The organism is Pseudomonas sp. FW305-96, from assembly GCF_058783825.1.
In genome coordinates, this window is sequence record NZ_JBYSYW010000016.1 from 32,736 (window position 1) to 44,137 (window position 11,402).

Here is an 11,402-nt window from a genome sequence, read left to right on the forward strand (position 1 = left end):
TTGCTACGCGCAACAGTGACCAGCCCGCGAAACATAGAGCTAGAAAATCGAATTGGGTTCAGCATTCGAAGGCATTTTTCAGCCATTGAAGCGGTTGCCCCGCATGCCCCCGGCCCTGCAGGGCGATAACGTCGAAGCGGCAGGGGCGGGTGGCCCAGCGGGGTTCGTGCTGCAGGAAGAGGTTGGCGGCAAGCGCCAGTCGTTGCTGCTTGCGCCCATCGATACTGGCGAGCGCTCCGCCGAACTCCGCATGCAACCGGTAGCGGACTTCGACGAATACTACTGTATCGGCATCGAGCATGACCAGATCGAGCTCGCCCCCCTTGCATCGCCAGTTGCGCTCCAGCAGCCGCAGACCTTGCCCTTGAAGGTATTCAAGGGCGTGATCTTCGGCGGCCTGGCCGGCAAGGCTGGGCGATGCGCCGGGCATCAGCGAGGGGTGTCCGGCAGGCGCTTGACCTGGCCGCCGGCGAATTCGGCCCATGGCAGCTGGCGCTCGATGCGCTGGCTGGGGTTCATGCTCAGGCTGCCGGACAGGCCTTCGACGCGGTTGTCCGGCAGCGCCTTGAGTTGGCCCAGGCGCGGAGCCAGGCTGTAGGCGTCGACGCCCATGGCGTACAGGCGGCCGAGGCTGCCGGCGGCCTGGGGCCACTGCTGCACGACTTGCTGACGCAGGCTGTTGGTGGTGTCCAGCAGCCAAGGCGTTTCGCAGAAGCGGATGCCGTTCATGTCGTTGTACTGGTTCACGTCACCGCTGGCGCTGTACAGGTTGGAGGTGGCGTAGACCGGCACGTCGCCGGCGTACTGGAAGTTCAGCGTCGGCTTGATCTGCTGAGCCTGCTGCGGTGTCGAGGCGAGGAAGATGAAGTCGATGTCCTGGCGGCGCGAAGGCTGCGCGGCGATGGTGCCGCCAACGGTGCTCTGCAGGCTCTTGGCGCGGCCTTCGCTCTGGCGCAGCTGGAACAGATCAGCGATCTGCTGGGCGAGGGCGACGGGCTGGGCGATGCGCTGCGCGGTAATCAGGGTGCCACCATTGCCTTCCCAGTCCTGGCGGAAGGCGGCGAGCACGCGGTCGCCCCATTCACCGCTCGGAACCAGGGCCACGGCGCGGACCATGCCGTCGGCGCGGGCACGGCGTGCCACTTCGCGGGCTTCGTCCTCGGCGGCCAGGCCGAACTGGAACAGCTGTGGCGGCGCTTTCTGGCCAGCGTCGGCGTAGTTCAGGGCCAGGGTGGTGATGGGCAGTTGCGGGTAGGCGGCGAGCTTCTTGACCAGCGGCTTTTCCAGCGGGCCGACTACCAGTTGCACGCCGGCAGCATGGGCCTGACGGTAGAAGTCGTCGAGCGAGGTGATGCGCGAGCTGTCGAACACTTGTACCGCAGGGGCGGGCTGGCCACCTTGCTGGGCCTGGAAGTGAGCGGCCATGAAGCCGTCACGCAGGGCGCGGGCGACACCGGCCAGCGGGCCTTCCTGGGGCAGCAGCAGGGCGATCTTGGTCAGTGGCTGGCTGGCCAGCTCCTTGAGCTTGACCAGGGCTGTCGGCAATTGCTTGGCTGCCGGGTGTTCTGGATGCTGCTGGCGCCAGGTGTCGATGGCGGCCTGTTGCTGTTCCAGGGTGCCGGCGCGCTTTACGGCCAGGGCCAGGCTGGTCCAGCCGGCCAGGGTCTCGTCGGCGGCCGGCTGCTGCAGCTGTTCGGCGGGCAGCGAGGCGACCAGGGCCCAGATCGCGTCATTGTTGGTGCTGGCGGCCTGGCCGCTGAGCAGGGGGGCCAGCAGTGCGCGCTGCTGGGCGGCGGCCAGGGCCTGGCCGTCGGCTTCGAGGGCTGCGGCATGAACGCTGTAGGTGCGGGCCTGCTGCTCGGTCGGTAGTTCGCCGACGCGCTGCAGGCTCGGGTGGGCGAGGGCGGTCAGGGCGGCCTTGGGCTGGTTGCGGCTCATGGCGAGCTCGGCGGCCAGGGTGGAGGCGAACACCTGTTGGGCGGGCTTGAGCGGCTCCAGCGGGACTTGCTCGAGAATCCGCGCGGCGCGCGGGAAGTCCTTTTGCTTGTATGCCAGGTCCGCGGCGCTCAAGCGCAGCAGGGCCGCATCCTCGGCGGACTTGCTGGAGGCCGCCTTCTCGAGCAGTTGCTCGATGCTGGCGTCCGGGGTGCGTGGCAGTTCGCCCAGGCTGGATGAGGGCGAGCTGGCGCAGGCTGCCAGCAGGGCAGCGAGGCAGAGGGCTGTGAGCAGCCGCAGACAAGCGATCATGTAAAGGTCCTGTTACTCGATCAAGTTGGCCGGCAATTGTACCCAAGCGGGGGGCACGGCGCGATCTCGCCGACACTGAACCTTCACTATAGGTGGCCCGAGGTGTGCCTGGGGCGAAGTTCTTTGCGCCCTGTTACCGGTGCTCGGGCTACAATGGCGACCTTTGATCCGGAAAGCAGGTGTGCGCAGTGACTGATGTTGCAGGGGTTTCGAAATCCACGTTGGGCAAGCTTTACGTCGTTGCCACGCCCATCGGCAACCTCGACGACATGAGCGCCCGGGCACTGAAGGTGCTGGCGGATGTCAGCCTGATCGCTGCCGAGGACACCCGCCACTCGGTGCGTCTGCTGCAGCATTTCGGCATCGATACGCAGCTGGCCGCCTGTCATGAGCACAACGAGCGTGACGAGGGCGGGCGCTTCATCACCCGCCTGCTGGCCGGCGACGATGTGGCGCTGGTGTCCGATGCTGGCACGCCGCTGATTTCCGATCCGGGCTATCACCTGGTGCGCCAGGCGCGTGCTGCGGGCGTGCAGGTGGTGCCGGTGCCGGGCGCCTGTGCGTTGATCGCCGCGCTGTCGGCGGCGGGGTTGCCGTCGGACCGCTTCATCTTCGAAGGTTTCCTGCCGGCCAAGGCCGCCGGGCGCCGCGCGCGTCTGGAGCAGGTCAAGGAAGAGCCGCGCACGCTGATCTTCTACGAGGCGCCACACCGGATCCTCGAGTGCCTGGAGGACATGGAAGCGGTGTTCGGTGGCGAGCGTCCGGCGCTGCTGGCGCGCGAGATCACCAAGACCTTCGAGACCCTCAAAGGCTTGCCGTTGGCCGAGTTGCGCGCATTCGTACAGGGTGACAGCAATCAGCAGCGTGGCGAGTGCGTGGTGCTGGTGGCCGGTTGGAGCGCGCCGGAGGGCGAGCAGGCGATCAGCGCCGAGGCGCAGCGAGTGCTGGATCTGCTGCTGGCCGAGCTACCGCTGAAGAAAGCAGCGGCGCTGGCGGCCGAGATCACCGGGGTGCGCAAGAACCTGCTCTACCAATTGGCCCTGGAAAAGCAGAAAGCCCATTAGTGGCATAATGGTATTAATGGTCGCGCCGCTTGTTCTTGAGCGCGGCTACCGGTAACCTTGGCGGCGGAGAGTCGATCGGACAGTCGCTGCCGTCTTTTGTTCCGCAAAAGGCGGGGGAGGAAAGTCCGGGCTCCATAGGGCAGAGTGCCAGGTAACGCCTGGGAGGCGCGAGCCTACGGAAAGTGCCACAGAAAACAACCGCCTAAGCACTTCGGTGCCGGTAAGGGTGAAAAGGTGCGGTAAGAGCGCACCGCACGGCTGGCAACAGTCCGTGGCTAGGTAAACCCCACTCGGAGCAAGACCAAATAGGGTTCCATACGGCGTGGCCCGCGTCGGAACCGGGTAGGTTGCTAGAGGCGTCCAGTGATGGCCGTCGTAGAGGAATGACTGTCCTCGACAAAACCCGGCTTACAGATCGACTCTCCACCTCTTCCCTTCCTGCTTGAATCGATAGCAGATGTGTCCTGGTAATACCGAAAAAATCTTACTCTTAATAAATCACTTTAACTTCGCACTCTATCCGCTTGAGTGTGTTTGATTTTTTCCGTCAGTTTTTCCCTCCTGTAATCCTTCCACCTTCCTTTGTTGCGCTAAATCGCCGTCCTGTAAGGGATTTCCTTATGAACGTGCCTTGACGGTGTGGCGGGCGGATTCCTATAGTGTGCGCAAGTGGCAGAAAGTGGGATGAAGTGGGTTTTCTGGCACAAAAAAGCTAACATTGTGGGGAATCGCAGCCGTGTTCCGCGGAGCCAACGCCGTCAGCCTCGATGCAAAGGGCCGTCTCGCCATGCCGAGCCGGTACCGTGACGAGCTCGATTCGCGTTGCAATGGTCAATTGATCGTGACCATCGACGCCGTTGACCCCTGCTTGTGTGTTTATCCCCTCGATGAGTGGGAACAGATAGAAGCCAAGTTGCGTGCCTTGCCGTCGTTGCGTGAGGAAAACCGTCGCCTGCAGCGTTTGCTGATCGGCAACGCGGTGGACCTGGAGCTCGATGGCAGCGGGCGTTTCCTGGTACCGCCCCGCCTGCGTGAGTACGCCAAGCTGGACAAGAAAGCGATGCTGGTGGGGCAGCTGAACAAATTCCAGCTGTGGGATGAGGATGCCTGGAACGCGGTTTCGGCAGCCGACCTTGCAGCTATTCAACAACCGGGCGCCATGCCCGATGATTTGCGTGACCTGATCCTGTGACCATAGATAGCGGCTTCAACCACATCACCGTCCTCCTCGACGAAGCCGTCGAGGCATTGGCCCTGCGCGCCGACGGTTGCTATCTGGACGGCACCTTCGGGCGTGGCGGCCACAGCCGCCTGATCCTCAGCAAGCTTGGGCCGCAAGGGCGGTTGCTGGGGTTCGACAAGGATCCACAGGCGATTGCCACCGGGCAAGCGCTGGCGGCCGAAGACGGCCGCTTTGTCATTGTGCAGCGCAGCTTTGCCGAGCTCGGCGACGAAGTGCGCGCCCGCGGCCTGGATGGCAAGGTCAGCGGCATTCTGCTCGACCTGGGCGTATCCTCGCCGCAACTGGACGACCCCGAGCGCGGCTTCAGCTTCCTTAACGACGGTCCGCTGGACATGCGCATGAACCCGGGCCAGGGCATCAGTGCCGCCGAGTTCGTCGCCACCGCGCCCGTCGAAGAAATTGCCCGCGTGTTCAAGGAGTACGGCGAGGAGCGCTTCGCCGGTCGCATGGCGCGCGCCGTGGTCGAGCGCCGCGAGAAGCAGCCGTTCACCCGTACCGCCGACCTGGCGGAAGTGCTCAAGGTCGCCAACCCGGCCTGGGAAAAGGGCAAGAACCCTGCGACCCGTGCTTTCCAGGGCCTGCGTATCCATGTCAACAACGAGCTTGGCGACCTCGAGGCCGGCCTTGACGCCGCGCTCGACGCCCTTGAAGTGGGTGGCCGCCTGGCAGTGATCAGCTTCCACTCGTTGGAAGACCGTATCGTCAAACTGTTTATGCGCAAGCTGGTCAAGGGCGAGGCAGACAACCTGCCGCGCAACCTGCCGGTTCAGCACAAGGCCTTCGAGCCGAAGATCAAATTGATCGGCAAGGCGCAGTTCGCCTCCGAAGCCGAACTCAAGGCCAACCCGCGGTCGCGCAGCGCCGTGATGCGGGTAGCGGAGAAGTTGCGGTGAGCAGGCTGTTTGCCAAGCCGCTGCCAGGCGGAAGCTTTTTGATGCTTCTGCTGTTCGTCGCCGTCCTGATTTCGGCGATCGCCGTTTCCTACAGCGCCCACTGGAACCGTCAGTTGCTCAATACCCTGTACGGTGAACTGAACGAGCGCGACAAGGCCCAGGCCGAGTGGGGTCGGTTGATCCTCGAGCAAAGCACCTGGACGGCCTCCAGTCGCATCGAGAGCCTGGCCTCGGAGCAGCTCAGGATGCGCGTGCCCGCTGCTGACGAAGTGCGGATGGTGGCGCCATGATGAAGCTCGAAGGCGCACTCTACCCCTGGCGCTTCCGGGTGGTGATCGGTTTGCTGGCGCTGATGGTCGGTGCCATCTGCTGGCGCATCATCGACCTGCAGGTCGTCGACCGCGACTTCCTCAAGGGGCAGGGCGATGCCCGCAGCCTGCGCCATATTCCCATCCCCGCGCACCGTGGCCTGATCACCGATCGCAACGGTGAGCCGCTGGCTGTCAGTACGCCCGTCACCACTTTGTGGGCCAACCCCAAGGAAATGCAGGCGGCCAAGGATCGCTGGCCACAGCTGGCCGCCGCGCTCGGGCAGAACCCGCAGCAACTGAGCGAACGCCTCACCCAGCAGGCGAGCAAGGAGTTCATCTACCTGGTTCGCGGCCTGACCCCGGAGCAGGGCCAGCATGTCCTCGACCTGAAGGTACCGGGCGTCTACGGCCTCGAAGAGTTCCGCCGCTTCTATCCGGCTGGTGACGTCACCGCGCACATGGTCGGTTTCACCGACCTGGATGACCATGGTCGTGAAGGCGTCGAGCTCGCCTACGACGAATGGCTCGCCGGGGTGCCCGGCAAGCGGCAGGTGATCAAGGACCGGCGTGGCCGGCTGATCAAGGACATCCAGGTAACCAAGAACGCCAAGGCCGGCAAGACCTTGGCGTTGTCGATAGACCTGCGCCTGCAGTACCTGGCCACCCGCGAGCTGCGTAACGCCATCGCCGAACAGGAAGCCAAGGCTGGCAGCCTGGTGATCATGGACGTCAAGACCGGCGAGGTCCTGGCGATGGTCAACCAGCCGACCTACAACCCGAACAACCGCCGCAGCATGTTCCCGGCGGCGATGCGCAACCGGGCGATCATCGATGTGTTCGAACCAGGCTCCACGGTCAAGCCGATTTCGATGAGCGCCGCGCTTGAGAGCGGGCGCTGGAAGCCGACCGACAAGGTCGAGGTGTATCCCTTCACCCTGCAGATCGGCCGCTACACCATCAAGGACGTATCGCGTGGTGGTGGGCCGATCCTCGACCTGACCGGCATCCTGATCAACTCCTCCAACGTCGGCATGAGCAAGATCGCTTTCGATATTGGTGGCGAGGCCATCTACCGGGTCATGTCCCAGGTGGGCCTGGGCCAATACACCGGGCTCGGTTTCCCGGGTGAGCGCGTGGGCAACCTGCCGAATCACCGCGACTGGCGCAAGGCCGAAACCGCGACGCTTTCCTATGGCTATGGCGTATCGGTGACCGCGCTGCAGCTGGTGCATGCCTACGCGGCATTGGCCAACGACGGCAAGATGGTGCCGCTGTCCATTCTCAAGGTCGACAAGGCCCCGGAGGCCGTGCAGGCGATCCCGAAGGAAACCGCCGAAACCGTGCAGGCCATGCTCCAGCAGGTGATCGAAGCACCGCGTGGCGTGTTCCGTGCCCAGGTGCCGTTCTACCACGTGGGCGGCAAGTCGGGTACCGCGCGTAAAGCCACCGTCGGCTCCAAGGGCTACACCGAGAACGCCTACCGTTCGCTGTTCGCCGGCTTCGGCCCGATGAGCGACCCGCGCTACGCCATCGTCGTGGTCATCGATGAGCCGAGCAAGGGTGGCTACTTCGGCGGCCTGGTCTCGGCGCCCGTATTCAGCAAAGTGATGTCAGGCACCCTGCGCCTGATGAATGTACCGCCGGACAACCTGCCGCCGCCTTCGACGCAGCAAGCCAGCGCAGTACCCGCCAAGGGAGGGCGAGGTTGATGACGATGCCATTGAGCAAACTGTTCGCCCATGCCAGCCGCGATCCGCTGATCCGCGAGCTGACCTTGGACAGCCGCCAGGTGCGCCAGGGTGATCTGTTCCTCGCCGTGCCGGGTGCCAAGGTCGACGGTCGTGAGCATATTGCCGACGCACTGGCCCGTGGTGCCGCTGCCGTCGCCTATGAAGAGCAGGGTACCTGCGTGTTGCCGATTACCGACGCGCCGCTGATTCCGGTCAAGGGGCTGATCGGCCAGCTGTCGCAGATCGCCGGGCGCTTCTATGGCGAACCCAGCCGCCAATTGAACCTGGTGGGGGTCACCGGTACCAACGGCAAGACCAGCGTCACCCAGCTGGTGGCCCAGGCGCTCGATGCCCTTGGCCAGCGTTGCGGGCTGATCGGGACCCTTGGCACCGGCTTTTACGGTGAGTTGCAGAGCGGCCGCCTGACCACGCCGGACCCTATCGCCGTGCAGTCGACCCTCAACGACCTGAAAAAAGCGGGTGCCAGGGCCGTGGCCATGGAAGTGTCCTCTCACGCTCTCGAGCAAGGGCGGGTCGCTGCGCTGGAGTTCGATATCGCGGTGATGACCAACCTGTCGCGCGATCACCTGGACTATCACGGCAGCATGGAGGCCTATGAGGCCGCCAAGGCCAAGCTGTTCGCCTGGCCGAGCCTGCGTTGCCAGGTGGTCAACCTGGATGATGAGTTCGGACGCCGCCTGGCTGCCGACTTCGCCCGCCGCCCGAGTGCCGATCATATCGAGACCCGGTTGCTCAGCTACAGCCTGGAAAACCCGGACGCTTCGCTGTTTTGCCGCGAGGCCACGTTCGACGATGATGGCGTACGAGCCACCCTCGTCACCGCACAGGGCGAACGCAGCCTGCGCAGCCAGCTGCTGGGGCGCTTCAACCTGAGCAACATGCTGGCGGCGGTGGCTACCCTGCTGGCGCTGGATTACTCGCTGGACGAAATCCTGAAAGTCACCCCGCAGTTGCAGGGCCCGGTCGGTCGCATGCAGCGCTTGGGTGGCGGTGAGAAGCCTTTGGTGGTGGTCGACTACGCCCACACCCCGGATGCCCTGGAAAAGGTGCTCGAGGCATTGCGCCCGCACGCCCACGGCAAGTTGCTGTGCCTGTTCGGCTGTGGTGGTGATCGTGACGCCGGCAAGCGCCCGTTGATGGCGGCAGTCGCCGAGCGCCTGGCCGATCGTGTGCTGGTGACTGATGACAACCCGCGTACCGAGGATCCGCAGCGCATCTTCGATGACATTCGCCCCGGCTTTGCCCAGCTCGACAGCGTGGAGTTCGTCGCTGGCCGTGGCCTGGCCATTGCCCATCTGGTCGCCACTGCTGCTGCCGAGGATGTGATCGTCCTGGCCGGCAAGGGCCACGAGGATTACCAGGAGATCAATGGCGAGCGCCATGACTTCTCCGATCTGATCGAAGCCGAGAAGGCCCTAGCCGCCTGGGAGGCTCCACATGCTTGAGCCCATGATGCTCAGCCAGTTGACTGCTGCCTTGAGTGCTCGTCTGGCAGGCGCCGACGCCAGCTTTACCGGCGTCAGCATCGACAGCCGCAGCGTCGCTGCCGGTCAACTGTTCGTCGCCCTCACCGGGCCGCGCTTCGATGGCCATGACTACCTGGCCGATGTGAAGGCCAAGGGGGCCGTCGCCGCGTTGGTCGAGCGTGAAAGTGCCGATGTCGATCTGCCGCAACTGGTGGTCGCGGATTGCCGCGTAGCGCTTGGCCAGCTCGGCGCGCTGAATCGTGCCGCCTTCGGCAAGCCGGTGGTGGCCATTACCGGCTCCAGCGGCAAGACCACGGTCAAGGAAATGCTCGCCGCGATCCTGCGCACCCGTGGGCCGGTACATGCCACCCGTGGCAACCTCAACAACGACCTCGGCGCACCGCTGAGCCTGCTGGAGATCGCCCCGGAGCACAGCGCCGCAGTGATCGAGCTGGGGGCCTCGCGCATCGGCGAGATCCGCTACACCGTCGGCCTGACCCGGCCGCAAGTAGTCATCATCAACAACGCCGGAACCGCTCACGTCGGCGAGTTCGGTGGCCCGGAAAAAATCGTCGAGGCCAAGGGCGAGATCCTCGAAGGCCTGGGCGAGGGTGGCACGGCCATCCTCAACCTGGCCGACAAGGCGTTCGACATCTGGCGCCAGCGCGCGGGCAGCCACCGCGTCGTCAGCTTCGCTCTGGACAACCCGCAAGCAGACTTCTACGCCAGCGATATCGGTCGCGACGCCCGTGGTTGCCCTTCGTTCACCCTGCATGGCCCGGACGGCAGTGTCCCGGTGCAGTTGAACCTGCTTGGCACCCACAACGTCAGCAATGCCTTGGCCGCCGCTGCCGCAGCCCATGCCGTTGGTCTGAGCCTGAGCGGCATCGCCGCCGGCCTTGGCGCCGTGCAACCGGTCAAGGGCCGCACCGTGGCGCAGATCGCGCCCAGCGGCGTGCGGGTCATCGACGACAGCTACAACGCAAATCCCACCTCGATGTGTGCCGCCATTGATATACTCGCCGGCTTTTCCGGTCGCACCGTTCTGGTGCTCGGGGATATCGGCGAACTGGGGCAATGGGCCGAGGAAGGTCACCGCCAGGTGGGTGACTACGCACGTGGCAAGGTCGATGCGCTGTACGCGGTGGGCACCAATATGGCCTACGCCGTTCAGGCATTCGGTACCAATGGCCGCCATTTCACTACTCAAGCTGAGCTGATCGAGGCCGTCAAGGCCGAGTCCGCCGGCGACACCACTATCTTGATCAAGGGCTCGCGCAGCGCTGCGATGGAAAACGTCGTGGCCGCACTGTGCGGCGCCAGCGGGGAGAAACATTAATGCTGCTGCTGTTGGCTGAGTATCTGCAACAGTTCCACAAGGGCTTCGCGGTCTTCCAGTACCTGACCCTGCGCGGGATCCTGGGTGTGCTGACCGCGCTGTCCCTGGCCCTGTGGCTGGGCCCGTGGATGATCCGTACCCTGCAGATCCGCCAGATCGGTCAGGCCGTGCGTAACGACGGCCCGCAATCGCACCTGTCCAAGTCCGGCACCCCGACCATGGGCGGTGCGCTGATCCTCTCTGCCATTGCCATCAGTACCCTGCTGTGGGCCGACCTGACCAACCGCTATGTGTGGGTGGTGCTGATCGTCACCCTGGCGTTCGGCGCCATTGGCTGGGTCGACGACTACCGCAAGGTCATCGAGAAGAACTCCCGCGGCCTGCCGAGCCGCTGGAAGTATTTCTGGCAGTCGGTGTTCGGCCTGGCTGCGGCGATCTTCCTGTACAAGACCGCGCCGACCAGCGTTGAAACCACGCTGATCATCCCGATGCTCAAGGACCTGGCCATCCCGCTGGGCGCCGGCTTCATCGTGCTGACCTATTTCGTCATTGTCGGCTCGAGTAACGCGGTCAACCTGACCGACGGCCTCGATGGCCTGGCGATCATGCCGACGGTGATGGTCGGCGGTGCGCTGGGCATCTTCTGCTACCTGTCGGGCAACGTGAAGTTCGCCGAATACCTGCTGATCCCGTACGTGCCGGGCGCGGGCGAGCTGATCGTGTTCTGCGGCGCGCTTATCGGCGCGGGCCTGGGCTTCCTGTGGTTCAACACCTACCCGGCCCAGGTATTCATGGGCGACGTCGGCGCGCTGGCCTTGGGCGCTGCGCTGGGCACCATCGCGGTAATCGTGCGCCAGGAAGTCGTCCTGTTCATCATGGGCGGCGTGTTCGTGATGGAAACCCTGTCGGTGGTCATTCAGGTGGCCTCGTTCAAGCTGACCGGCAAGCGCGTGTTCCGCATGGCGCCGATACACCACCACTTTGAACTCAAGGGTTGGCCCGAGCCACGGGTGATCGTCCGCTTCTGGATCATCACCGTGATTCTCGTGCTGATTGGCCTTGCCACCCTGAAACTGAGGTAAACGAGC

Annotated in this window: 10 protein-coding genes and 1 other RNA gene; 9 read left to right on the plus strand and 2 right to left on the minus strand. The window is 64.5% G+C overall.

The genetic code is table 11. The annotated features are described in order from the left end of the window. Positions 1-58 precede the first annotated feature (58 nt). Positions 59-430, minus strand: a complete 372-nt coding sequence (locus tag AC3WL2_RS14115) for a YraN family protein (RefSeq protein ID WP_046857017.1) — start codon at positions 428-430, stop codon at positions 59-61. Continuing rightward, the gene (locus tag AC3WL2_RS14120) at positions 430-2,247 is read right to left on the minus strand and encodes a penicillin-binding protein activator (RefSeq protein ID WP_102682668.1); all 1,818 of its coding nucleotides are present in this window, start codon (positions 2,245-2,247) and stop codon (positions 430-432) included. The genes AC3WL2_RS14115 and AC3WL2_RS14120 overlap by 1 nt, the downstream gene beginning before the upstream one ends. A gap of 188 nt (positions 2,248-2,435) precedes the next feature. Here AC3WL2_RS14120 and rsmI point away from each other — a divergent pair, with 188 nt between their 5' ends. The 9 genes from rsmI (at position 2,436) to mraY (ending at position 11,396) form a co-directional block, all read left to right on the plus strand. After that, positions 2,436-3,311 carry a 16S rRNA (cytidine(1402)-2'-O)-methyltransferase gene (gene rsmI, locus AC3WL2_RS14125; RefSeq protein WP_102682669.1) on the plus strand — a complete coding sequence of 292 codons (876 nt, stop codon included), beginning with the start codon at positions 2,436-2,438 and terminating at the stop codon, positions 3,309-3,311. Between the two features lie 67 nt (positions 3,312-3,378). Next, positions 3,379-3,738, plus strand: an RNA gene (gene rnpB, locus AC3WL2_RS14130) — RNase P RNA component class A. 309 nt (positions 3,739-4,047) lie between these two features. Continuing rightward, a complete protein-coding gene (gene mraZ, locus AC3WL2_RS14135; protein ID WP_011535546.1) occupies positions 4,048-4,503 on the plus strand; it encodes a division/cell wall cluster transcriptional repressor MraZ in 456 nt (151 codons plus the stop codon). Next, complete coding sequence (gene rsmH / locus AC3WL2_RS14140) at positions 4,500-5,447, plus strand: 16S rRNA (cytosine(1402)-N(4))-methyltransferase RsmH (protein WP_102682670.1); 948 nt, start codon at positions 4,500-4,502, stop codon at positions 5,445-5,447. The genes mraZ and rsmH overlap by 4 nt, the downstream gene beginning before the upstream one ends. After that, on the plus strand, positions 5,444-5,737 hold the full coding sequence (gene ftsL / locus AC3WL2_RS14145) for a cell division protein FtsL (protein ID WP_023630124.1): 294 nt from the start codon (positions 5,444-5,446) through the stop codon (positions 5,735-5,737). The genes rsmH and ftsL overlap by 4 nt, the downstream gene beginning before the upstream one ends. Next, positions 5,737-7,467, plus strand: coding sequence for a peptidoglycan D,D-transpeptidase FtsI family protein (locus AC3WL2_RS14150; RefSeq protein ID WP_173862425.1), 1,731 nt, complete (start codon positions 5,737-5,739; stop codon positions 7,465-7,467). Before ftsL ends, AC3WL2_RS14150 begins: the two co-directional genes overlap by 1 nt. After that, entirely contained in the window at positions 7,467-8,954 is a 1,488-nt protein-coding gene (locus AC3WL2_RS14155; protein ID WP_102682672.1) for a UDP-N-acetylmuramoyl-L-alanyl-D-glutamate--2,6-diaminopimelate ligase, read from the plus strand. The genes AC3WL2_RS14150 and AC3WL2_RS14155 overlap by 1 nt, the downstream gene beginning before the upstream one ends. Beyond that, positions 8,947-10,314 carry a UDP-N-acetylmuramoyl-tripeptide--D-alanyl-D-alanine ligase gene (locus AC3WL2_RS14160; protein ID WP_102682673.1) on the plus strand — a complete coding sequence of 456 codons (1,368 nt, stop codon included), beginning with the start codon at positions 8,947-8,949 and terminating at the stop codon, positions 10,312-10,314. The genes AC3WL2_RS14155 and AC3WL2_RS14160 overlap by 8 nt, the downstream gene beginning before the upstream one ends. Then, positions 10,314-11,396: a phospho-N-acetylmuramoyl-pentapeptide-transferase gene (gene mraY / locus AC3WL2_RS14165; RefSeq protein ID WP_011535540.1), complete on the plus strand. Its 1,083-nt coding sequence runs from the start codon at positions 10,314-10,316 to the stop codon at positions 11,394-11,396. Before AC3WL2_RS14160 ends, mraY begins: the two co-directional genes overlap by 1 nt. Positions 11,397-11,402 lie beyond the last annotated feature (6 nt).

Excerpts from the sequence above, each read along its gene's own strand:
- AC3WL2_RS14115 (WP_046857017.1), bottom strand. The coding sequence starts at position 430 with ATGCCCGGCGCATCGCCCAGCCTTGCCGGCCAGGCCGCCGAAGATCAC.
- AC3WL2_RS14120 (WP_102682668.1), bottom strand. The coding sequence starts at position 2,247 with ATGATCGCTTGTCTGCGGCTGCTCACAGCCCTCTGCCTCGCTGCCCTG.
- AC3WL2_RS14150 (WP_173862425.1), top strand. The coding sequence starts at position 5,737 with ATGAAGCTCGAAGGCGCACTCTACCCCTGGCGCTTCCGGGTGGTGATC.
- AC3WL2_RS14155 (WP_102682672.1), top strand. The coding sequence starts at position 7,467 with ATGACGATGCCATTGAGCAAACTGTTCGCCCATGCCAGCCGCGATCCG.
- AC3WL2_RS14160 (WP_102682673.1), top strand. The coding sequence starts at position 8,947 with ATGCTTGAGCCCATGATGCTCAGCCAGTTGACTGCTGCCTTGAGTGCT.
- mraY (WP_011535540.1), top strand. The coding sequence starts at position 10,314 with ATGCTGCTGCTGTTGGCTGAGTATCTGCAACAGTTCCACAAGGGCTTC.